Source organism: Pantoea piersonii, assembly GCF_003612015.1.
In the GTDB taxonomy this organism is placed as follows: Bacteria; Pseudomonadota; Gammaproteobacteria; order Enterobacterales; family Enterobacteriaceae; genus Pantoea; species Pantoea piersonii.
In genome coordinates this window covers 66,826-88,056 of the sequence record NZ_RARB01000007.1, presented here as the reverse complement: position 1 = coordinate 88,056, position 21,231 = coordinate 66,826, and the positions used below count along the sequence as shown (strand labels likewise).

The 21,231-nt window shown below is 57.6% G+C and carries 20 protein-coding genes; 6 read left to right on the top strand and 14 right to left on the bottom strand.

The window, feature by feature from the left end; all coding sequences use genetic code 11:
- Positions 1-2: 2 nt before the first annotated feature.
- Positions 3-1,025: an alpha/beta fold hydrolase gene (locus D7S44_RS17890; RefSeq protein ID WP_120457142.1), complete on the bottom strand. Its 1,023-nt coding sequence runs from the start codon at positions 1,023-1,025 to the stop codon at positions 3-5.
- A gap of 413 nt (positions 1,026-1,438) precedes the next feature.
- Between D7S44_RS17890 and D7S44_RS17885 the strand changes: the two genes are divergently transcribed.
- The gene (locus D7S44_RS17885) at positions 1,439-1,930 is read left to right on the top strand and encodes a helix-turn-helix domain-containing protein (protein WP_120457140.1); all 492 of its coding nucleotides are present in this window, start codon (positions 1,439-1,441) and stop codon (positions 1,928-1,930) included.
- A 50-nt stretch (positions 1,931-1,980) separates the two neighbouring features.
- Here the strand turns inward: D7S44_RS17885 and D7S44_RS17880 are convergent, their stop codons facing one another.
- From D7S44_RS17880 to D7S44_RS17860, 5 genes are all read right to left on the bottom strand, one after another.
- Positions 1,981-2,640, bottom strand: coding sequence for an epoxyqueuosine reductase QueH (locus D7S44_RS17880; RefSeq protein WP_120457138.1), 660 nt, complete (start codon positions 2,638-2,640; stop codon positions 1,981-1,983).
- A gap of 79 nt (positions 2,641-2,719) precedes the next feature.
- Positions 2,720-3,382, bottom strand: a complete 663-nt coding sequence (locus D7S44_RS17875) for an SDR family oxidoreductase (protein WP_120457136.1) — start codon at positions 3,380-3,382, stop codon at positions 2,720-2,722.
- 119 nt (positions 3,383-3,501) lie between these two features.
- Positions 3,502-4,812: a c-type cytochrome gene (locus tag D7S44_RS17870; protein ID WP_120457134.1), complete on the bottom strand. Its 1,311-nt coding sequence runs from the start codon at positions 4,810-4,812 to the stop codon at positions 3,502-3,504.
- A gap of 1 nt (position 4,813) precedes the next feature.
- A complete protein-coding gene (locus tag D7S44_RS17865; protein WP_120457132.1) occupies positions 4,814-6,586 on the bottom strand; it encodes a GMC family oxidoreductase in 1,773 nt (590 codons plus the stop codon).
- 32 nt (positions 6,587-6,618) lie between these two features.
- Positions 6,619-7,332 (bottom strand): gluconate 2-dehydrogenase subunit 3 family protein, encoded by a 714-nt coding sequence (locus D7S44_RS17860; RefSeq protein ID WP_120457130.1) that lies wholly within the window; start codon positions 7,330-7,332, stop codon positions 6,619-6,621.
- A 617-nt stretch (positions 7,333-7,949) separates the two neighbouring features.
- Here D7S44_RS17860 and D7S44_RS17855 point away from each other — a divergent pair.
- A complete protein-coding gene (locus D7S44_RS17855; protein WP_120457128.1) occupies positions 7,950-8,969 on the top strand; it encodes a LacI family DNA-binding transcriptional regulator in 1,020 nt (339 codons plus the stop codon).
- Here D7S44_RS17855 and D7S44_RS17850 read toward each other — a convergent pair.
- The 3 genes from D7S44_RS17850 to D7S44_RS17840 all read right to left on the bottom strand — a co-directional run bounded on the left by D7S44_RS17850 (position 8,947) and on the right by D7S44_RS17840 (position 11,373).
- The gene (locus tag D7S44_RS17850) at positions 8,947-9,753 is read right to left on the bottom strand and encodes a hypothetical protein (protein WP_240629499.1); all 807 of its coding nucleotides are present in this window, start codon (positions 9,751-9,753) and stop codon (positions 8,947-8,949) included. The genes D7S44_RS17855 and D7S44_RS17850 overlap by 23 nt on opposite strands.
- Position 9,754: 1 nt before the next feature.
- On the bottom strand, positions 9,755-9,952 hold the full coding sequence (locus D7S44_RS17845) for a hypothetical protein (RefSeq protein WP_120457126.1): 198 nt from the start codon (positions 9,950-9,952) through the stop codon (positions 9,755-9,757).
- A 236-nt stretch (positions 9,953-10,188) separates the two neighbouring features.
- On the bottom strand, positions 10,189-11,373 hold the full coding sequence (locus tag D7S44_RS17840) for a BaiN/RdsA family NAD(P)/FAD-dependent oxidoreductase (RefSeq protein WP_120457124.1): 1,185 nt from the start codon (positions 11,371-11,373) through the stop codon (positions 10,189-10,191).
- 242 nt (positions 11,374-11,615) lie between these two features.
- Between D7S44_RS17840 and pitA the strand changes: the two genes are divergently transcribed.
- On the top strand, positions 11,616-13,118 hold the full coding sequence (gene pitA, locus D7S44_RS17835) for an inorganic phosphate transporter PitA (protein WP_120457377.1): 1,503 nt from the start codon (positions 11,616-11,618) through the stop codon (positions 13,116-13,118).
- A gap of 44 nt (positions 13,119-13,162) precedes the next feature.
- On the opposite strand, the gene uspB is transcribed toward pitA, so the two are convergent.
- Positions 13,163-13,498, bottom strand: coding sequence for a universal stress protein UspB (gene uspB, locus D7S44_RS17830; RefSeq protein ID WP_033753315.1), 336 nt, complete (start codon positions 13,496-13,498; stop codon positions 13,163-13,165).
- Between the two features lie 427 nt (positions 13,499-13,925).
- On the opposite strand from uspB, the gene uspA reads away from it, so the two are divergent.
- A complete protein-coding gene (gene uspA, locus D7S44_RS17825) occupies positions 13,926-14,363 on the top strand; it encodes a universal stress protein UspA (RefSeq protein ID WP_081136391.1) in 438 nt (145 codons plus the stop codon).
- A 148-nt stretch (positions 14,364-14,511) separates the two neighbouring features.
- Here the strand turns inward: uspA and rsmJ are convergent, their stop codons facing one another.
- Together rsmJ and prlC are read right to left on the bottom strand one after the other, a co-directional pair.
- A complete protein-coding gene (gene rsmJ / locus D7S44_RS17820) occupies positions 14,512-15,264 on the bottom strand; it encodes a 16S rRNA (guanine(1516)-N(2))-methyltransferase RsmJ (RefSeq protein ID WP_120457122.1) in 753 nt (250 codons plus the stop codon).
- An 8-nt stretch (positions 15,265-15,272) separates the two neighbouring features.
- Complete coding sequence (prlC, locus tag D7S44_RS17815; protein ID WP_120457120.1) at positions 15,273-17,315, bottom strand: oligopeptidase A; 2,043 nt, start codon at positions 17,313-17,315, stop codon at positions 15,273-15,275.
- Between the two features lie 223 nt (positions 17,316-17,538).
- Between prlC and D7S44_RS17810 the strand changes: the two genes are divergently transcribed.
- Entirely contained in the window at positions 17,539-18,381 is an 843-nt protein-coding gene (locus D7S44_RS17810; protein ID WP_120457118.1) for a 23S rRNA (adenine(2030)-N(6))-methyltransferase RlmJ, read from the top strand.
- 12 nt (positions 18,382-18,393) lie between these two features.
- Here the strand turns inward: D7S44_RS17810 and rnz are convergent, their stop codons facing one another.
- On the bottom strand, positions 18,394-19,305 hold the full coding sequence (gene rnz / locus D7S44_RS17805) for a ribonuclease Z (RefSeq protein WP_120457116.1): 912 nt from the start codon (positions 19,303-19,305) through the stop codon (positions 18,394-18,396).
- A 124-nt stretch (positions 19,306-19,429) separates the two neighbouring features.
- Between rnz and gorA the strand changes: the two genes are divergently transcribed.
- Positions 19,430-20,782: a glutathione-disulfide reductase gene (gorA, locus tag D7S44_RS17800; protein WP_120457114.1), complete on the top strand. Its 1,353-nt coding sequence runs from the start codon at positions 19,430-19,432 to the stop codon at positions 20,780-20,782.
- 150 nt (positions 20,783-20,932) lie between these two features.
- On the opposite strand, the gene D7S44_RS23550 is transcribed toward gorA, so the two are convergent.
- Positions 20,933-21,073: a hypothetical protein gene (locus tag D7S44_RS23550; protein WP_158591279.1), complete on the bottom strand. Its 141-nt coding sequence runs from the start codon at positions 21,071-21,073 to the stop codon at positions 20,933-20,935.
- Positions 21,074-21,231: the final 158 nt, after the last annotated feature.

The window sequence follows — 21,231 nt, the reverse complement described above, 5'->3', positions numbered from 1 at the left end:
CGTTAGCGGTGCGCTAACGCTGCGATCAGCGTCTGGTTAAATTGCGCAGGCGCTTCCATCTGCGGCGCATGGCCCATGCCGGGGAATTCAATCAGGCGTGCGCCGGGAATACGCTTCGCCGCCTCTTTGCCCAGCACATCGTAGTGGCCCAGCTTCGCTTTTACCTGCGCCGAGGCGATATCGCTGCCGATGGCGGTGGTATCGGCCGTACCGATCATCAGCGTGGTCGGCACTTTCAGATCGCCGAACTCATAAAACACCGGCTGGGTAAAGATCATGTCGTAGATCAGCGCCGAGTTCCACGCGACTTTCTCGTGCCCCGGACCGGCGTTCAGACCCGCCAGCATATCGACCCATTTGTCATATTCCGGCTTCCACTGCCCGCTGTAGTAGGTGTGCTGCTCATACTTTTTAATGCCCGCCGCGTCGAGCTTCAGCTCGCGTTGATACCACTGATCGACGCTGCGCCATGGCGCACCTTTAGCTTTCCAGTCCTCCAGCCCGATAGGATTCACCAGCACCAGCTGCTGCGTCTCGTCGGGATACATCAGCGCATAGCGCGTAGCCAGCATGCCGCCGGTAGAGTGACCAACGATAACCGCTTTCTTTATGCCGAGATGGGCCAGAAGCTGATGCGTGTTATCTGCCAGCTGCTGGAAACTGTACTGATAGTGCGCCGGTTTGCTGGCGCTGCAAAAGCCGATCTGGTCGGGCGCGACGACGCGATAACCCGCCTGAGTCAGCGCGCGTATGCTCTCTTCCCATGTCGCGCCGCAGAAATTTTTGCCGTGCAGCAGTACGACCGTCTGGCCGTTGGCGCGGTTAGCTGGTTTTACATCCATGTAGCCCATGCTGAGCGGCTGCTGCTGGGAGGAAAAGTTGAAGCGCTGCAGCGGGAAGGGATAGTGAAAGCCCTCCAGCTGCTCGCCGTAAGTGCTGGCGGCCAGCGCGGGCGCAGCGCTAAACAGGGTTACCGACGCGAGCAGGGCAGCAAGCGTTTTTTTCAGGCCAGAGGTCGGACGCATGCGATGATCTCCATGGGAAAAAAGAGCGGCAGTGTGACACGCGCGCGAACCGGGCGTATTGATGCGCTGTGTCATGTAGATGATTTTTATATAAAGAAGCGTAGCGGGCTTCAGCTTATTTTGCCTGCTGGCCTGCGCCTGCGGCAGAACTGCTTTAAACGATACGCGTTCTCGACATTACAGAATCGCTAAAGGGTTAACAGCAAAGTCAAACATTATTTTCACGCTTATTTAACTTTTTATTTGCCCACCGAATCCGTTAATTAACCTTCGCCAGCATTTGATAAAAACCATCGATACCGCTCCTCTTGCAAAAAAATAAACATGCGTTTTCTGATATTTCTTTACCGAAGCCGCGTATAGAGAAACATTAAATTCCCTACACTGTATCCAACTGTTTGATGAGGTTGATTATGCGTGAGAAAAAATATAACGAAGAAGTGATTGATAGCATTACCGAGTGGATTAACAACCATCTCGATCAGCGGCTTAGCATAGATGACATTGCCGAAAAGTCGGGTTATTCCAAATGGTATTTACAGAAGCTGTTTGCACGTTGCCGCAACGAAACTCTGGCGCGCTATATCCGTCAGCGAAAGCTGGCCGCCTGCGTTCATGCGCTCAAAAGCAGTTCTACGCCCATTATTACGCTGGCGATGAAATACCATTTTGAAAGCCAGCAGTCATTTACGCGATCGTTTAAACAGGTAATGGGCTGTACGCCTTACGTCTGCCGTAAGCAACAGCTGGACGCGCAAACGCAGGCGCAGCTGGAAGGCAATACAAATCCGTGCGAGCTTTGCCGCCAGGCACAGCCAGCGGCCAGCGATCGCAGGCGTTTTACTGCGGCTCGCCTGGAAATCCGTACTATCGACACAGATGAGGCGCGCAATGGCCTGCGCTGAATGCCTGCGCGGCTGTCGGGAATAAAGGGCGATCGCCGCCCTTTATTTTTCTACTCTTCGTCCGGGGTATAATACTGCACGCCGATCTTGATACGTTCACGCCCGTTGGCGACGCGATGACGATTGCTGTCGCGCAGCGAATAGATGCAGCCGCAGTACTCCTGCTGATAAAAACGCTCGCGCTTGCTGATTTCGATCATACGCGCTGACCCGCCGCCTTTGCGCCAGTTAAACTCCCAGTAGAGCATATCGGGATAGCGCGACGCGGCACGCACGCCGCAGTCATTGATTTGCTGCATATTCTTCCAGCGCGAAATGCCAAGCGAGCTGGTGATAACGGGAAAGCCATGTTCATGGGCGTAAAGCGCGGTGCGCTCAAAGCGCATATCAAAGCACATGGTGCAGCGCTCGCCGCGTTCCGGCTCCCACTCCATCCCTTTTGCGCGCTCAAACCAGTTATCACGGTCGTAGTCCGCGTCGACAAAGGGCACGCCGAACTGTTCAGCAAAGCGGATATTCTCCTCTTTGCGCAGCTCATACTCTTTCAGCGGGTGGATATTGGGGTTATAGAAGAAGATGGTGTAGTCGATGCCGGACGCGAGCATCGCCTCCATAACCTCGCCGGAACAGGGCGCACAACAGGAGTGCAGCAGGACTTTGTTATGGCCGCCAGGCAGCGGCAGCGGCTTACGCTGAAGGGAATGAGACATACGAACTCCTTGTCAGACTATGCCGCGAGTGTAGTGTTTCGCCGCTGCAGATGCAAAAAAGGCGCTGGCGCGCCCGGATTTACCACTGCAATAGCTGTCCGGCATAGTCCACGTAGTGGTGGCCGCCGCGTCCGCGATACGCCTCCAGCTGCTGCACCAGCCCTTCGCCGCTCTGCTCCACCGTCACCGGCGCGGATTCGCCGCCCATATCGGTTTTCACCCAGCCTGGATGCAGCGACAGCAGCGTCGCGTTATGCTCGTTAATCTGCGGCAATAGCGCGCGGCTCAGCATATTGAGCGCCGATTTGCTGGCGGAGTAGATCGGCATCGCCGCCGTATCGTTCTCGTTCAGGCTGCCGAGAATCGAGGTGGTAAAGCCGATAACGCCATTCTGCTTCGCCAGCAGCGGCAGCAGGGTTTCCGCGCTGCGTACCGGCGCGATAGCGTTGGTCAGAAAGAGCTGCGCCAGCTCGGCGTCGCTGCTCTGCAGCAGGTTCTGATGCGACGGGCCAGAAATGCCTGCGTTGATCAGGATCGCGTCAAAGGTCTCGTCCTTGAGCTGCGCCGCCAGCTGGCGCACCTGGTCCTGATGCGTCATATCCAGCTCGTGCCACTGCGCTTCGGCCTCCGGCGCGCTGCTGCGATAGGTTGCCGTTACCTGCCAGCCTTTTGCCGCCAGCGCGTTGACCACCGCCAGCCCGATACCGCGCGATGCGCCAATGACTAATGCTTTGCCTGCCATATCCGTTCCTCTCTGATGAAGTGACTTAAACAGCTTATAGCCTGGCACGCGAATTGAGAGGCGATGAAGAAAGGCGAGAGCACTGGGTGTAAAAAAGGCGGCTGACGCCGCCTCTCTTTTTAGTGTGCCGCCATCTGGTCTGGCAGCTTCAGCAGCCTGCGCTTGCCTGCCACTTCCTCGGCCTTCACCGGCGTCGCGGCGTTGCCCCAGCTGTTGCGGATATAGGTCGATACCGCAGCGACCTGCTCGTCAGTCAGCTTCCAGGCGAAACTCGGCATCGCGCCGCTGGTCGGATTGCCCTGCGTCACCGCGCCGCGTCCGCCCTGCAACACCGTTGTGATGACAGACGAGGCGTCATCTGCCAGCAGGCCTGGGTTGTTCGCCAGGCTGGCGGCCAGGTTCGGGATCCCCTTGCCGTCGCTGTTATGACAGGCGCTGCAGTTGGCGCTGTAAACATTCGCTCCCGTCTTCATCAGCGCGCTGTCAGGGGTCTGCGGCTGCGGCGGCTGGGTCGCGGAGGCGGGCTGCGCCTTCAGATAAGTTGCGATAGCGCGCAAATCGGCGTCGTTAAGATATTGCGTCGAGTTGGTGACCGCTTCCGCCATCGGGCCGGACGCGACCGCGACGTGGTTGCTGCCCAGCTTCAGGTAATCCACGATCTGCTCTTTGCTCCAGTTGCCGACGCCGACATAGCGGTTCGAAGTCAGGTCCGGCGCGTGCCATTCGCTGAGGTTGCTGCCCTGCAAATAGGCGTCAGTATCGCCGCCCAGCAGATTTTTCGGCGTATGGCAGGCGCCGCAGTGCTCCAGCCCCTCTACCAGATAGGCGCCGCGATTGAACTCGGCGGACTTGCCCGGATCGGTTTCAAAGGCGCTGTTGCGGAAGAAAAGCAGATTCCAGCCCATCATCGCCAGTCGGATATTGTACGGGAAGCCCAGATTGGTTTCCGGCACCTTGTAGTGCACCGGTTTTACCGAGCGCATATACATCCACAGGTCGTGCATATCCTGATCGCTGACTTTTACGTAGGCGTTGTACGGCATCGCCGGGTAAAGGTGCTCGCCCGCTTTACCTCTGCCGTGACGCACCGCGCGGTAGAAGTCGCGCTCGGTCCAGTTGCCGATGCCCGTCTCTTTATCCGGCGTAATGTTGCTGGCGAAAATGCCGCCAAACGGCGTGCTGATAGAGTAGCCGCCGGCAAAGGCCTCTTTGCTGCCCGGCGCGGTATGGCAGGCCACGCAGTCACCGGCAATCGCCACATAGCGGCCGCGCGCCACCGCAGCGGCATCCGCCGCCGCTGGCGGCTGACCGGTCAGCGTCTGATTATCCGCCACGTCATCGCCCGAGGTATCGCCGTTTTGCCACAGCAGGCCCGCCGCAATAATGGCTGCGATCACCACCGCGCCGCCTGCAAGGGTCGTTTTTTTCATATCACACCTTCACCAGTGGGCCGGGGTTTTTCAGGTACTGCTCCACGATCGCCTTCGCCGTCCAGAGGCTTAGCGCGCCGATAGTACCGGTTGGGTTGTAGCCTGCATTGTTCGGGAACGAGGAGGCGCCAAGCACAAACAGGTTGTGCATATCCCAGCTCTGCTGATAGCGGTTGAGTACGCTGGTTTTCGGATCGGTGCCCATCACCGCGCCGCCGATGGTATGGTCGCTGGCGAAGTTATAGGGCGAATATTTGCCCGCCGCCGAGTTGGTGCCGATCACGGTTTTCGCGCCCATCGCCTTGCCGATCTCTACGCTCTTCTCTTCGATAAACTTCGCTGAACGGCGATCGTTTTCGTTGTAGTCGAAGGTGACGCGCAGCAGTGGGTTGCCGTTGTCATCTTTGTATTCCGGGTCGAGATCGAGGTAATAATCTTCGTGTGAGAAGCTGGTGCCCTGACCGAAGATAAAGGTCGCGTTCTGGAAAGCGTGGGTGTAGGCCTTTTTCCACTCTTTGCCCCAGCGCGGCGTACCTGGCAAAAGCGCGTCGGCGTTGCCGATAGGACGCGCGCCGCGCGCTACCACCAGGATGCCAGCGCCGCCGATAAAGCCTTTGCCGCTGTGATCGAAGTTATCGCCGTTCCAGTCGTCTACCTGCTGCGACAGCGCGCCTGCGCCGATAAACTGGTTAAGGTATTCATCTTCGAAGAACAGGCTGGCGCCGGAGACGGTCTGGAAGCTGTAAGCGCGACCGACCGTACCGGTTTTGGTTTCCGGATTGTAAGGCTGGCCGATTTTAGACAGCAGCAGCAGGCGCACGTTCTGCATCTGGAATGCCGACAGAATGACGATATCGGCTGGCTGCACCCACTCTTTTTTGTTCTTGTCGATATAAGTTACGCCGGTGGCGGTTTTGCCATCTTCCGATTTATTAACGCGCACGACGGCGGAATCGGTCAGTACGGTAAAGTTTTCACGCTGCATCAGCGCCGGGATCACGCAGGCGTTCGGGCTGGATTTGGAGAAGTTGCCGCAGCCGTAATAGAGGCAGTAGCCGCAGTAGGTGCAAGGTCCCATATGGACGCCGAGCGGGTTAACGTAGGCGCGCGAGGTCTGTCCGGCAGGCACCATAAAGGGATGCTGGCCAAGGGATTTCGCCGCGTCGCGGAACAGATCGGTCAGGCGCGTGCTCTCCAGCGGCGGCAGCGGATAGTCGCTGCTGCGGTTGCCTTCGAAGGGGTTGCCGTCGGGAATGATCTCGCCGTTAAGCTTGCCCGCTTTACCGGAAACGCCAGCGATCTTCTCGAAACGATCGTAAAAAGGCTCCAGTTCGTCGTAGGTCACGCCCCAGTCCTGCAGAATCAGCCCTTTGGCGATCTGCTGCTTGCCGTAGCGCTCAACCGTCTGGGTATAAGGCTGGAAATCCCACGGCGTAAAGCGCCAGGCCATACCGGCCCAGTGAGTGCCGGAGCCGCCGACGTTATAGCCCAGCTCGTTCAGGTTCCATTCGCGCGTCGGCAGCGCGGTCTCCGTGCGATTATTACGGAACGTGGTGGTTTCTACCGCAGGGGGCAGCAGCATGCTGCGGCGGGTATCCCAGCGCAGTTCATCGGTGTCGATAGAGGGCGGAAAATCAGTGGCGGTTTCAAACCAGGGGCCGCGTTCGATGGCGACCACGTTCAGGCCAGCGCGGGTCAGCTCTTCGGCAATCAACGAGCCGCACCAACCCAGGCCGACGATCACAGCGTCAGCTTTTGGACGAATATTTTGCATGTGTTAACTCACTGCTCAGTCAGACTGAAGAGTCAAAGGGTGTTATCAATCAGGCTGGTCGGGATGATGTTGAGCTTCTTCCCTTTCTTGCCAATCAGGTCGCGGAAGTCATAGCGCGCGCCGGGAAAACCGATCATTTTCCAGCTCGCCATGTCTTTGTTACCGCCGTAGATGGGATCGGACAAAAAGCCTTCGCGCACGTTCTGCAGCAGCAGTTCGAAGAAGACTTTAGTCTCGACTTCCGGCCCGAGATCGAGCTGGTTCGCTTCCATACGGCGCAGCAGATCGTCCTGCTGGTCGCCGCTCAGCGCGACAAAGTCTTTGTTGAAGGTTTTTTGCGTCCAGGCATCGAGCGCGGCGAGGCCCTGACGATAGCGCTGTGCAGGCGTCAGCGGAGACTGCGGCCCCTGCTCCGGGGTGCCTTTCACAAAGCGGCCCAGACGGTAGATGGCTACCGCATTGCCGTAATCGCCCGCCAGCTGGCGATCGATAAAGGTCGCGCAGCCCGCCTCTTTACCGCTGATGCTCAGATCGTCAGCAGGAATAAAGCGTTCGGCGATTGCGCCAACAGTGTCGAACTCGTGCGGTGTAAGATATTGCAGGCCGCCTTTGCGCGGCAGAGACGGCGTGTTGATTTTGCCGGGTTCCCAGGGTTGACCACCCTGGACGGTTTCAGCTTTTGCGATGGGCAGCGACGACGCCACGCCCAGGGCAGCCACGGAGGTGAGAAACTCTCTGCGTTTCATATTTTCCCTGCTAACGAATTAATCACATTAAATGCTTAATTTTATTTGAAGATGCGAAGGCGATGCTGACTGCAATTATTCAGAGCATGGCCTTTAACTGCGCGCAGAAATATCCCCTCTGGCGACAGAATAGTAATTTTTATTAAACTTCACGTTAAACGCTTACGTTAACCGACGAAGAAATCGTGCTGTTCAGAGGTGAGTTGCTGATATCCTGAAATTACAATCCTTTTATTAACAACAAAATAATAATAAATTTTTAACCTGTTTCCGGAAAGCGAAGCGTTGATGAAAAGCCATCATTAACAGAACTATTTTTTATAATTCAGTCAGTTAAAAGCATCGGGGTTTACAGTGTTATTCACTGACTCTCACTTTTAAGACAGTAGAAAGTTTCAATAAGTTATTAATACGCTCATGCGCGCCTGTTTTTTGACTCTTCAGGCGCGCATTTTTTCAGCGAAATGAAATGTCATCAAAATAAGCTGGCGTAAGGTTCAGCGCGCTGAATAGAATAGCGCCAGATAGTTCAGGAATTTATTATTCATTTGCAGGCAGCACGCCAGCAGGCGAGTAATGGTAACAGCATGACAAAAAGAGTCATGTGTGGAGCAAGAATGAAAAAGCTCACCCTTGAGATGGTGGCAAAAATAGCGGGCGTCGGTATCGCAACTGTCGATCGGGTATTAAACGAACGCGGCGGCGTCTCGCCGGAGACGACGCGCAAAGTATTAAAAGCCGCGCGCGAACTCGGCCTGAAGCGGCTGCTGCCGGAAGAGTATCGCCATCCCTGGCAGATAGAAGTGTTTCTCAGCAATAACGGCTCCTCGTTTTTTCAGCAGCTGGTGCGCTACTTTAGCGAAGTGGCGGGCGAGCTGGGCTATCGGCGCATTACGCTGCATAAAACGCTGGCTGCGGAGTCGCAGCCGGAAAAGCTGGCGCAAAGTATTATCGCACGCAGCGCCACGCGCGACGGCATCATCGTTTTCGGCCACGACTATCCGCCCATCTATCGCGCGCTGGCGCTCTGTCGCAAACGCGGCGTGCCGGTTATCACCATCGTCACCGACCTGCCGGATGCGGATCGCCTTTGCCATGTCGGCATCGATCAGTATCAGGCAGGCCGCACCGCCGGTTTGTTGATGAGCAAGGTAGTGCATCAACCGGGCGATATCGTTATGGTGAGTGGTCGCTTCGATTACTGGGCGCATCGTCAGCGTATCGCAGGCTTTCGCGAGGTCATGATGCAGCGCGCGCCGCAGCGCCACCTGCGCGAAGTGCTGTTTGGACTCGATCAGCGCGACACGATCCGCACGCTGCTGGAGAGCAGCCTGGCGCAGTCGCAGCACGTTGCGGGTCTCTATAATACCGGCATGGGCAACAGCGACATAAGCGAAACGCTGCGCGCCCATCACCTTCTGGGCCGTTGCGGCTATATTACCCATGAGCTTTATTCCGTTACGCGGCAGCTGCTGCGCCATGACGAGCTGGCCTTTGCACTGGATCAGAATGCGCAGCAGCACGCGCGTCTGGCTATTGAACTGCTGCTGCGTCACCTGGAGAGCGGCTACCAGCCCGATACCTATCAGGACGGCAAAGTCGCCTTACGGCTGTTTACGGCGGAGAATGTGGAGTAAAGGAGCCGTGCACTTCCATCGGCACGCCGTCGTGGTGAGTCATGGCCAGCGAACTGGCGCTGGCCGGATCGAACAGCGACAGGCTCTCAATCTGATCCACCATCAGCACTTTACGAAACGCCATGGCGTTTTTGGGCTCGGAGGTCAGCGTGATGCCGTGTTCGGCATACCAGCGGCTGTAGTTATGCTCTATCGACATGCTGAGCGTTTTACTGTCGCGGTAGCCGCTGAGCATGGGAATGATCACGATATTCGCGGTATTTTCATACTCAAAGGTGGCGGCATGCACCATACCAATATAGATGCGGCGCGACTTCAGGGTGATCCACGCCAGCTCCCCCTCCTGCATGCACTGGTAGAGCAGCTGTTCGACGCCATTGGATTTTGAGAGCTGCTGGTAGAGATCTTTACGACCGCTGCTGTTAAGGCGCGCGCTCGCTGACCAGTTTGACCGGTACATACAGAACAGTACTGCAAAAGCGAGCATCACTACGACCGGGGCCTGAATGCCGAGAAAGCTCCAGTTCATAAACTCCATCTGCCAGCGCAGATGTTCGCCGGGCACCAGATGCAACGCGTTGGCAGTACTGGAGATAATTAGCAGCAGCAGCCAGATAATGGCCGTCGCCAGCATCCCCTGCAGGACGAAGATGCAGCCGTAGAGCGCCACCAGAAAATAGACATCCCAGCCGAAGCTGCGACGGATTTTAAAACGGCTGGAGAGATCGCGGCTGGTGTACCAGTAGCCGCATACCATCAGCACCATGAATATCGCCGTACCCATCTTAAACTCCTTTTAGCGTTTCGATGTGGCGGGCGAAATCCTCATGCACTTCCTCACTCAGCACGTTTACCGAAGCGTTGCCGTCTTCGTCGATAATGATGCGCTCGCCATCGGCGATGGAATCATTTAAATCCTGACGCGACATGCCTCTGATAAAGCTTTCGGGGCTGGAAAACAGGGAACGCATAAAGGTGAGCATTGGGGGCGGATCTCCTCTGTGGTAAATCAGAAGTATGAAATCCAGGCGGCAAACGCGCCAGGCGGATTAGTCTAAAAGTAGTGCGGCTAAGAGGATTAGCGAAGCGGCTGGTCAGCGGAACAAGGAGAAGCCGCGCTATGGCGGCGAGAGGATTTATCGCTGGCTGGCGTTTTCAGCGCAGCGTCACACCGGCTGCGGCAGAGCCAGAAAGGGAGGATTGACGCCGAATAAAGCCATTACAGCGCCTGCGCACACGCCCAGGCTGAACTCCACGCCCACTGAAAGTTATAGCCGCCCAGCCAGCCGGTGACGTCCACCACTTCGCCGATAAAATAGAGCCCCGGCACATCCCGCGCCTCCATGGTCTTCGACGAGAGCTGCGTGGTATCGACGCCGCCCAGCGTTACCTCCGCGGTGCGGTAGCCTTCGGTGCCGTTCGGCTGCACGCGCCACTGATGTAACGTCTGCGCCAGTTCAGCCTGTTGTTTGCTGTTGAGCTGCTTCAGCGTCACGTCCGGCACCAGCTTCATCTCCTGCAGCACTTCTACCAGACGTTTCGGCAACAGCTTCGCCAGGCTGTTTTTCAGGCTCAGGTTCGGATGCGCCTCGCGCTGCGCGTTGATGAAGTCATCGAGCGAGGTGGCGGGCGACAGGTTAACGGTAATGTGCTCGCCCGGCTGCCAGTAGCTGGAAATTTGCAGGACCGCCGGACCGGAAAGACCGCGATGGGTAAACAGCATCGCCTCTTTAAAGAGCGTGCCGTCCTGCGCTTCGATTGTGGTATCGAGCGCGACGCCGGAAAGGGTCTGTAACCGTTCAAGCAGCGGCTTATGCAGGGTAAACGGCACCAGCGCGGCGCGTGTCGGGTAGACCTTCAGGCCGAACTGTTCGGCAATCTTATAGCCGAAAGGCGATGCGCCGAGGCCCGGCATAGATAAACCGCCGCTGGCGATCACCAGCTTCTCCGCCTGAACCGTCGCGCCGTTAAGCTGTAGCGTATAGCCCGCCTCTTCACGCGCGACGCTCAGCACCTCGCTGCGCAGGCGCAGCGTGACCTGGCCTTTTTCGCACTCCGCCATCAGCATATCGACAATCTGCGCCGCCGAGTCGTCGCAAAAGAGCTGGCCCAGCGTCTTTTCGTGATACGCAATATGGTGGCGGTTAACCAGATCGATAAAATCCCACTGGGTATAGCGCGCCAGCGCCGATTTGCAGAAGTGGGGATTGTGCGAGAGATAGGCGGCGGGATCGGTGTACATATTGGTGAAGTTGCAGCGACCACCGCCTGACATCAGAATCTTGCGCCCGGGCTTTTTGCCGTTATCCAGCAACAGCACGCGTCGGCCTCGCTGCCCGGCCTGCGCCGCGCAAAACAGTCCCGCCGCACCGGCGCCGATAATAATAACGTCAAACTTTTCCACTGCGTTCGCCCTGCCTGTCTTAAGAGGCGCTGATTGTAGAGGTCTGCTCTGCATGACGCCAGCGTCAAAAAGTTGTCGTAATTATGTCATATTGTAAATGCCTAATTTTAAGACACTTTTAGGCGAAACCAGGTGATTTAAGACATTCTTAAGTCAAAACAAGGCTATATTTTGCTTTCCCATACCGTGCATTGTCGCAGATAATGCGCCGCGCTCATGTCCTCAAAAATGGCGTAATGTTTATGCTACATTTGTTCGCTGGTCTTGACCTCAGTACCGGCCTGTTATTGGTTCTTGCCCTGCTGTTTGTATTGTTTTATGAAGCAATCAATGGCTTTCACGACACGGCCAACGCAGTGGCGACGGTTATTTATACCCGCGCGATGCGCGCACAGCTTGCTGTGGTGATGGCGGGCGTATTTAACTTCCTTGGCGTCCTGCTTGGTGGCTTAAGCGTCGCTTACGCTATCGTGCATATGCTTCCTACCGATCTGTTATTGAATGTTGGCTCTGCGCATGGCCTGGCGATGGTCTTTTCCATGCTGCTGGCCGCGATTATCTGGAACCTTGGCACCTGGTATCTCGGTCTGCCGGCCTCCAGTTCGCATACGCTGATTGGCGCGATTATCGGCATCGGTCTCACCAACGCGCTGATGACCGGCACCTCGGTGATCGATGCGCTGAATATCCCCAAAGTAATCAATATCTTCCTGTCGCTGATTCTGTCGCCGATTGTTGGTCTGATCATCGCAGGCAGCCTGATTTTCCTGCTGCGTCGCTACTGGAGCAGCACCAAAAAGCGCGCGCGCATCCATATGACCCCCGCTGACCGCGAGAAGATCGACGGTAAGAAAAAACCGCCCTTCTGGACGCGTATCGCTCTGATCGTCTCGGCGATCGGCGTCAGCTACTCGCACGGCGCTAACGACGGCCAGAAAGGCATCGGCCTGATTATGCTGGTGCTGATTGGCGTCGCACCCGCTGGTTTCGTGGTCAATATGAACGCCAGCGGTTACGACATCACGCGTACGCGCGACGCGGTCAATCACCTTGAGCAGTATTATCAGCAGCACAGCGAGGCGCTGACGCACATCATTCAGATGGCGCCGCCTGCCCTGCCGACGCCAGAAGAGACGCCGTCCGGCCCGCAGCAGTTCCACTGCGACAGCGCCCGTGCGCTGCAGGCGGTTCAGCATGCGCAGAACCTGCTGAATAACAATCTGCAGAGCTATGAGCAGCTTACCGTCGAGCAGCGCAGCCAGATGCGTCGCCTGCTGCTGTGCATCGCCGATACCGCCGATAAAGCGGCCAAGCTGCCGGAAACCAGCGCCGACGATCAACGCTTCCTCGGCAAGCTGAAAACCGATCTGCTGGGCACCATCGAGTACGCGCCGGTGTGGATTATTATGGCGGTCGCGCTGGCGCTCGGCATCGGCACCATGATCGGCTGGCGTCGCGTCGCCACTACCATTGGCGAAAAGATTGGTAAAAAAGGCATGACCTACGCGCAGGGCATGTCGGCGCAGGTTACCGCAGCGGTCTCGATTGGTATCGCCAGCTACACGGGTATGCCGGTTTCCACCACGCATATCCTGTCGTCGTCGGTCGCGGGCACCATGCTGGTGGACGGCGGCGGACTGCAGAGCCGCACCATCAAGAATATCGCCATGGCGTGGGTCTTTACGCTGCCGGTGTGTATTCTGCTGTCGGGATGCCTTTACTGGCTGGCGCTGAAGCTGGTGTAACAGGCTCCAGTATCAAGGGCGACGCAAGTCGCCCTTTTTTATTTCTAATGCCAGATCGCCAGGCAAATCAGGCTGAGGATCACTAAGCCGCATAAGGCGCTGGTTAAGATAAACTGACCGCGAACCCGCTCGCAGCGACGAATAAACTCTTCGTCGTGATGGTCGAGATAGCGTTTTGCCCAGATATAACGCACCAGCCGCACCTGTTTGCTCGGCTGGCCGTGCGACGTAAAGAAACCGGCCCCGTCGACGTACTGATAGAGTAAGGGATCACAGCCTCGCAGCACCGCCAGCAGCGCGCGCAAAGACGAAAAGTAGCGCGCCATATTCACAATACATACCACACAAAGAGCCCAGAAAAGCGCGATAGTGCTGATCATATTCCCCTCCCGACTGGAGCCGCAGAGACAGGTTAAGCGCGGCTGCGCCTTATGCTCTACGGGAAAAAGCCGACCACTGAATGACCTGAACAGATCTGTTTTTTTTGGCAAACATACGCGGTCGGCACCAGACGAGTACCACCGTTAATTTGTAGTGTAGGAGAAATTTTTAACTCTTTTCCAGCGATGATTTTCGTTCGCCGCGAGCGAAAAACGCGATAAGCCTTGATCTCATTCACAACCGAAGCGCGTACGGGAGCATTTGTTATCCGTCACCGCTATACTAAAGGCATAATAACTATCTGTCGGGAGCACCGACAGCACACATCTGGTGACAGGCATCGCCCGTTCGCGTAAAGGATTGCGCAGGCAATGACGCGAGAGGAAGACAGGTCGCCATCCTGAATCTTGTGAAAGGAGTTATATCATGGCTTATAAACATATCCTGATTGCGGTAGACCTTTCTCCCGAAAGCCAGCTACTGGTGGATAAAGCCGTTTCGCTGGCGCGCCCCTACGACGCCAAAATTTCGCTGATTCACGTCGACGTGAACTATTCCGATCTCTATACCGGCCTGATTGACGTTAATCTGGGCGATATGCAGAAGCGCATCTCGGAAGAGACGCACACTGCGCTGCGCGGGCTGTCGGATGCGGCAGGTTATCCTATTAGCGAAACCCTGAGCGGCAGCGGCGATCTCGGCCAGGTGCTGGTCGATGCGATTAAAAAATATGATGTGGATTTGGTAGTGTGCGGCCATCATCAGGATTTCTGGAGCAAGCTGATGTCGTCGGCGCGCCAGCTGATCAACACCGTGCATATCGATATGCTGATTGTTCCGCTGCGCGACGCGGACGACGAATAACAGCAGAAAAAAGCCGGCGAGAACCGGCTTTTTTCAGCCTGACCTGTTTTACCCTGCCTCTGGCCTGAACGCCATTACAGGTAAATTAACTTCCCTCGTCACTCTGCTGACTCAGGTAACAGACGGCTTTACTTTCCGGCTTGCTGCCCTACTGGCCGAGCGGCGGATAGATATCGAAGCGATGGCTTTTGGTCACTACCGCCGACTGCGTCGCGACGCCTGCCAGCGGCGGCGCATAGTCAGGACGCTTCACCACAATACGCTTCTTCGCCAGACGACGCGCGGGCTCCAGCAGCGCGTCGGCGTCTTCATCCGCCCCTACCAGCGACTGAAACACCCGCATCTCTTTTTTCACCATCGCGCTCTTCTGCCGGTGCGGATACATCGGGTCGAGATAAACCACGTCCGGCGCAGGCGTAATATCACCAAGCGCCTGCGCGCTCGGCGCATGGATCAGCGTCAGCCTGTCGCGCAGCCAGCCGCCAATCTCTTCGTCCTGGTAGCCGCGCTGCAGCCCATCCTCCAGCAGTGCCGCCACCACCGGATGGCGCTCCAGCATGCGCACGCGGCAGCCGATAGCCGCCAGCACAAAGGCGTCGCGCCCTAACCCGGCGGTCGCGTCTACCACGTCCGGCAGATAATCACCTTTAACGCCAGCCGCTTTCGCCACCGCTTCGCCGCGCCCGCCACCGAAGCGACGACGATGCGCCATCGCGCCGGAGACGAAGTCGACAAAGATGCCGCCCAGCTTCGGCTCGTCGCGCTTGCGCAGCTCAAGGTGGGTCGGCGTCTGCACCAGCGCCAGCACGCAGGCTTCGTCATGTTCAAGCTGCCAGCGCTGCGCCAGATGCGACAAGGCGCCGTCACCGGCGCCCGATTCATCAATCAAACAGATTTTCACTGCAACCGTTATCCCTTGATGCCGTAATGGTCCAGCATCGCGTCCAGCTTCGGCTCACGACCGCGGAAGCGCTTGAACAGCTCCATCGGCTCTTCCGAACCGCCGCGCGTCAGGATGTTGTCGAGGAAGGACTGGCCGGTCTGGCGGTTGAAAATGCCCTCTTCTTCGAAACGCGAATAGGCGTCCGCCGCCAGCACATCCGCCCACAGATAGCTGTAGTAGCCCGCCGCATAGCCGCCGGCGAAGATATGGCTGAAAGCGTGCGGGAAACGGCCCCATTCCGGGCTCGGCACCACGGCCACCAGCTTTTTCACTTCGCGCAGGGTCTCAAGGATCTGCGCGCCTTTCGCCGGATCGAACTCGGCGTGCAGGCGGAAGTCGAACAGGCCGAACTCCAGCTGGCGCAGGATAAACAGCGCCGCCTGGTAGTTTTTCGCCGCCAGCATCTTGTCGAGCAGCTCTTTTGGCAGCGGTTCGCCGGTTTCATAGTGGCCGGAGATAAAGGCCAGCGCATCCGGCTCCCAGCACCAGTTCTCCATAAACTGGCTCGGCAGTTCAACCGCATCCCACGGCACACCGCTGATGCCGGAAACGCCGGGGGTTTCGATGCGCGTCAGCATATGATGCAGACCGTGGCCGAACTCATGGAACAGCGTGGTCACTTCATCATGGGTAAACAGCGCGGGTTTGCCATTCACCGGACGGTTAAAGTTGCAGGTCAGATAGGCGACCGGCTTTTGCAGCGTGCCGTCTGCTTTACGCATCTGGCCGACGCAGTCATCCATCCAGGCCCCACCGCGCTTATGCTCACGCGCGTAGAGATCGAGGTAGAAGCTGCCGCGCAGCTCGCCGCTCTCATCAAACAGGTCGAAGAAACGCACGTCGGGATGGTAAACGTCCACGTCGGTACGCTCTTTAGCCGTGATGCCGTAGATGCGCTTCACCACCTCAAACAGGCCATTGACGGCGCGCGCTTCCGGGAAGTAAGGACGCAGCTGTTCATCGCTGATGGTGTAGAGATGCTGCTTCTGCTTTTCGCCGTAGTAGGTGAGATCCCACGGATTCAGCTCGCTGACGCCGTACTCTTTCTCGGCAAACGCGCGCAGCTGTGCCAGCTCTTTTTCCGCCTGCGGACGGGCGCGTTTCGCCAGATCGTTCAGGAAGTCGAGCACCTGCGCCGGGTTTTCCGCCATCTTGGTGGCCAGCGATTTATCGGCGTAGGAATCGAAGCCCAGCAGCTGCGCCAGCTCATGACGCAGCGCCAGCTCTTCCGCCATAATCGGACCGTTATCCCATTTACCGGCGTTCGGGCCCTGATCGGAAGCGCGGGTCGAATAGGCGCGATACATCTCTTCACGCAGCGCAGCGTTATCGCAGTAGGTCATAACCGGCAGATAGCTTGGAATATCCAGCGTCAGCAGCCAGCCTTCCTGCTCTTTGGCTTCGGCCTGCGCTTTCGCCGCCGCCAGCGCGCTTTCCGGCATACCGGAGAGCTCGCTTTCGTCGGTGATCAGCTTGCTCCAGCCCATGGTCGCGTCCAGCACGTTGTTGCTGTAGGCCGAACCCAGCTCGGAGAGGCGCGCGGCGATTTCGCCATAGCGCTGCTGCTTCTCTTTATCGAGGCCGATGCCGGAGAGCTCGAAATCGCGCAGCGCGTTGTCTACCGCTTTCTGCTGCGCCACGTCGAGCGTAGCGAAGTTCTCGCCCTCTTTCAGGTTGCGATAGGCCTGATACAGCCCTTCATGCTGACCGACCCAAGTGCTGTACTCTGAGAGCAGCGGCAGCGTCTGTTCATAGGCCTGACGCAGCTCCGGGCTGTTTTTCACCGAGTTAAGGTGGCTTACCGGCGAGAAGATACGGCCGAGACGATCGTCGACTTCCGCCAGCGGCTGCACCAGGTTTTCCCAGGTATAAGGCGCGCCCTGAGCCACAACTTTTTCCACCGCCGCGCGGCACTCGTTCAGCGCCTCGGTCACGGCGGGCACCACATGTTCAGGCTGAATGGCGGAGAAAGGCGGCAGCGTAAAAGGCTGGAGTAATGGATTGGTCATAGCGCAGTCCTTGTTCAATGTATGGGGCGCGCGGGGCGCGCAACGCAATCGTACTAACATGCGGCTAAGTGTAGCGAAAATCAATGCCACCCAGGCTGAGCGGCGAAGAATCGACTCGGGAAGGTTCGCGACGGAGAATCGGCCAGCATTTTTCGCCTTCAGCAGGTATAATCCCGCTTACTTGCAGTACGCCTTTTTACGCAACCGCGGAATCCCCACTGTTATGCTGAGCTATCGCCACAGTTTTCACGCCGGCAACCATGCCGACGTGCTGAAACACACCGTACAGAGCCTGATCATCAGCGCGCTGAAAGAGAAAGAAAAACCGTTCCTCTACCTCGACAGCCATGCCGGCGCAGGCCGCTATCTGCTGAGCGGCGAACACGCCGAACGGACCGGCGAATATCTGGAAGGCATCGCCCGTATCTGGCAGCAGCCGGACGCGCCGGACCTGCTCAAGCCTTACCTCAACGCCATTCGCGATCTCAATCCCGGCGGTACGCTGCGCTACTATCCCGGCTCGCCGCTTATCGCGCGCTATCTGCTGCGTGCAGAGGATAAACTGCAGCTTACTGAGCTGCACCCCAGCGATTTCCCGCTGCTGCGCGGTGAGTTCCTGAAGGACAGCCGCGCCCGCGTAGAGCGCGCCGACGGCTATCAGCAGCTGAAGGCGAAACTGCCGCCGCCGACCCGTCGCGGTCTGATCCTGATCGATCCGCCTTACGAGCTGAAAAGCGACTATCAGGCGGTGGTGAAAGCGATCCATGAAGGCCACAAGCGCTTCGCTACCGGCGTTTTCGCGCTCTGGTATCCGGTGGTGCTGCGTCAGCAGATCAAGCATATGCTGCGCGACCTCGAAGCGACCGGCATCCGCAATATTCTGCAGATTGAGCTGGCGGTCCGTCCCGACAGCGATCAGCGCGGCATGACCGCATCGGGCATGATTGTCGTCAACCCGCCATGGAAGCTGGCGCAGCAGATGAACGATCTGCTGCCCTGGCTGCACCAGAAGCTGGTGCCTGCCGGAACCGGCCACACCAGCGTGACGCAGATCGTACCGGAATAAGCCCGTCAGGTTTTACAGCGTAAACACTGCCAGATCCTGTGCCAGCTCGGTATTCGGAAATACCGAGCGGCACTCCTCCAGCAAACGCGGCATATCGCGCGGCAGATAGCGCGAACTGAAATGCGTGGCGATAAGGCGCTTTGCGCCCGCTTCTTTCGCCACCTGTGCCGCCTGCAGCGTCGTGGAGTGGCCGCGTCCGTTGGCCTTCTCCTGCAAGGCCGCCTCCAGCGTGGTTTCATGCACCATCAGATCGACATCGGCCGCCAGCTGCAGCGCCATCGGCGTCGGCGCGGTATCGCCGAAAATCGCCAGGGTTTTGCCTCGGGTCGCCGGGCCAAGATAATCCGCGCCGTTAATCACCCGGCCATCCTCCAGCGTCACGGCCTCTCCCGCTTTTAGCTGCTGATACCAGGGACCGCGCGGCACGCCCTCCTCTTTCAGACGCGCCGCGTCGAGAAACCCCGGCTTATCGTGCTGTTCAATCCGGTAGCCGAAACAGGGTACTGGATGCAGCAGCGGCCAGGCGCTGACGCGGAACTCGCCGTCGTCAAGCACCAGACCCGCCTCGATCTCAATAATCTCCAGCGGATAGTCGGTGTAGGAGCCGCTCAGCGACAGCGCCGTTTCGACAAAGCGTTTGATGCCTTCCGGCCCGTAAATGGTCAGCGGCTCGGTGATGCCGCCCATAGAGCGGCTGGTCAGCAACCCAGGCAGGCCGAAAATATGATCGCCGTGCAGATGCGTGATGAAAATTTTGTTCATGCGGCTCGGCTTAAGCGGCGAACGCATGTACTGGAGCTGCGTCCCTTCGCCGCAGTCGAATAGCCAGGTATCGCCGCGCGACGACCAGGTAAAAGCGATGGAGGTGACGTTGCGTTGCAGGCCAGGCGCGCCGGCGCCCGTGCCGAGAAATGTAAGCTGCATGCTATGCTTCCCTGTCAGTAATGGGAGAATTCAACCCTATTACAATCATAGGCGCAATCTTTGCGCCGTTTCGGCTCTCAGCGTTACAATCCCGACCAAACTCTTGCAACCGGATGGACACACCATGACACGACATTATGACTATCTCGCCATTGGCGGCGGCAGCGGCGGTATCGCCTCGATTAACCGTGCCGCCATGTATGGCCAGAAATGCGCGCTGATCGAAGCCAAAGAGCTGGGCGGCACCTGCGTAAATGTGGGTTGTGTTCCGAAGAAAGTGATGTGGCATGCGGCGCAGATCGCTGAGGCTATCCACCTGTACGGTCCGGATTACGGCTTCGATACGACGGTAAACCATTTCGACTGGAAGACGCTGGTGAAAAACCGCAGCGCCTATATCGACCGCATCCACACCTCCTACGACAACGTGCTGGGTAAAAATAATGTCGACGTAATCAAAGGCTTCGCCCGCTTTGTTGACGCCCATACGGTGGAAGTCAACGGCGAGCGCATTACCGCCGATCATATTTTGATCGCCACGGGCGGCCGTCCGAGCCATCCAGCGGTGCCGGGTGCCGAGTACGGCATCGACTCTGACGGTTTCTTTGAGCTGGACGCGCTGCCGAAGCGTACCGCAGTGATCGGCGCAGGCTATATCGCCGTTGAACTGGCGGGCGTGGTCAACGCGCTGGGCTCAGAAACGCATCTGTTTGTGCGTAAGCACGCGCCGCTGCGCAGCTTCGATCCGCTGATCACCGACACGCTGGTAGAAGTCATGAACGCCGAAGGCCCGACGCTGCACACCCATGCGGTGCCGAAAGCGGTAATCAAGAACGCCGACGGCAGCCTGACGCTGCAGCTGGAAGACGGGCGCGAACAGACCGTAGACTGCCTGGTATGGGCGATCGGCCGCGAACCGGCGACCGATAACCTGAATCTGGCGGTAACCGGCGTGGAGCTGAACGAGAAAGGCTATATCAACGTCGACAAGTATCAGAACACCAACATCAGCGGTATCTATGCGGTGGGCGATAATACCGGCGCAGTAGAGCTGACGCCGGTTGCGGTTGCGGCGGGGCGCCGTCTCTCGGAGCGCCTGTTTAACAACAAGCCGGACGAGCATCTGGATTACAGCAACGTTCCGACCGTGGTATTCAGCCACCCGCCGATCGGCACCGTCGGCCTTACCGAGCCGCAGGCGCGCGAGCAGTATGGCGATGACCAGGTAAAAGTGTATAAATCCTCCTTCACCGCCATGTATACCGCCGTCACGCAGCACCGTCAGCCGTGCCGCATGAAGCTGGTATGCGTCGGTGCGGATGAGAAAATCGTCGGCATTCACGGTATCGGTTCAGGTATGGATGAGATGCTGCAAGGCTTCGCGGTAGCGCTGAAAATGGGCGCGACCAAAAAAGACTTCGACAATACGGTGGCGATCCACCCGACCGCGGCAGAAGAGTTTGTCACTATGCGCTAACAGAGGCGTATAGCCTGGTCAGGCACGCATCACAAAGCCCGCTTTCGGCGGGCTTTTGACTTTTAGCGAGCCGGTTTTTGCTATGTCTGTTTGTTGGCAGGGTTTCAGGCGTCCATCAATCTGCCTGAATGCGACTCAGCTGCTCTTCTGTCAGCCCGGTGGCTTGTAAAATTGCTCGCGCGGCATATTCATTTTCAGCAGGCTGCACGCAACCTCGAGTCTGGCTTCAGGCTTGCCCTCTAACTTTTCTTCTTTACGCCCTTCCTGTTTTAGCTGTTCTGCAATAGTCATCAGTGCGCCCCCTTCTGTTCTCTCTTCATCTTTCCTGCGTCTGAAAAAACAGTCATTCGCGATACCGCTAAGCGCGCCAGCGCCCGCTATCTACACCTGTAAACCAGAAACAGCACAGTGAAAGCCCAGACTGGGCCTTCACTGTTGAAAATGAATTT

What these genes read in the sequence shown, in the direction of transcription:
- D7S44_RS23550 (WP_158591279.1), bottom strand. Translation starts at nt 21,073, where the DNA reads ATGACTATTGCAGAACAGCTAAAACAGGAAGGGCGTAAAGAAGAAAAG.
- D7S44_RS17845 (WP_120457126.1), bottom strand. Translation starts at nt 9,952, where the DNA reads ATGCTCACCTTTATGCGTTCCCTGTTTTCCAGCCCCGAAAGCTTTATC.
- D7S44_RS17860 (WP_120457130.1), bottom strand. Translation starts at nt 7,332, where the DNA reads ATGAAACGCAGAGAGTTTCTCACCTCCGTGGCTGCCCTGGGCGTGGCG.
- uspA (WP_081136391.1), top strand. Translation starts at nt 13,926, where the DNA reads ATGGCTTATAAACATATCCTGATTGCGGTAGACCTTTCTCCCGAAAGC.
- prlC (WP_120457120.1), bottom strand. Translation starts at nt 17,315, where the DNA reads ATGACCAATCCATTACTCCAGCCTTTTACGCTGCCGCCTTTCTCCGCC.
- D7S44_RS17885 (WP_120457140.1), top strand. Translation starts at nt 1,439, where the DNA reads ATGCGTGAGAAAAAATATAACGAAGAAGTGATTGATAGCATTACCGAG.
- D7S44_RS17890 (WP_120457142.1), bottom strand. Translation starts at nt 1,025, where the DNA reads ATGCGTCCGACCTCTGGCCTGAAAAAAACGCTTGCTGCCCTGCTCGCG.
- D7S44_RS17810 (WP_120457118.1), top strand. Translation starts at nt 17,539, where the DNA reads ATGCTGAGCTATCGCCACAGTTTTCACGCCGGCAACCATGCCGACGTG.
- D7S44_RS17850 (WP_240629499.1), bottom strand. Translation starts at nt 9,753, where the DNA reads ATGGGTACGGCGATATTCATGGTGCTGATGGTATGCGGCTACTGGTAC.
- gorA (WP_120457114.1), top strand. Translation starts at nt 19,430, where the DNA reads ATGACACGACATTATGACTATCTCGCCATTGGCGGCGGCAGCGGCGGT.
- pitA (WP_120457377.1), top strand. Translation starts at nt 11,616, where the DNA reads ATGCTACATTTGTTCGCTGGTCTTGACCTCAGTACCGGCCTGTTATTG.
- D7S44_RS17880 (WP_120457138.1), bottom strand. Translation starts at nt 2,640, where the DNA reads ATGTCTCATTCCCTTCAGCGTAAGCCGCTGCCGCTGCCTGGCGGCCAT.
- rnz (WP_120457116.1), bottom strand. Translation starts at nt 19,305, where the DNA reads ATGCAGCTTACATTTCTCGGCACGGGCGCCGGCGCGCCTGGCCTGCAA.
- D7S44_RS17870 (WP_120457134.1), bottom strand. Translation starts at nt 4,812, where the DNA reads ATGAAAAAAACGACCCTTGCAGGCGGCGCGGTGGTGATCGCAGCCATT.
- D7S44_RS17855 (WP_120457128.1), top strand. Translation starts at nt 7,950, where the DNA reads ATGAAAAAGCTCACCCTTGAGATGGTGGCAAAAATAGCGGGCGTCGGT.
- D7S44_RS17875 (WP_120457136.1), bottom strand. Translation starts at nt 3,382, where the DNA reads ATGGCAGGCAAAGCATTAGTCATTGGCGCATCGCGCGGTATCGGGCTG.
- uspB (WP_033753315.1), bottom strand. Translation starts at nt 13,498, where the DNA reads ATGATCAGCACTATCGCGCTTTTCTGGGCTCTTTGTGTGGTATGTATT.
- D7S44_RS17865 (WP_120457132.1), bottom strand. Translation starts at nt 6,586, where the DNA reads ATGCAAAATATTCGTCCAAAAGCTGACGCTGTGATCGTCGGCCTGGGT.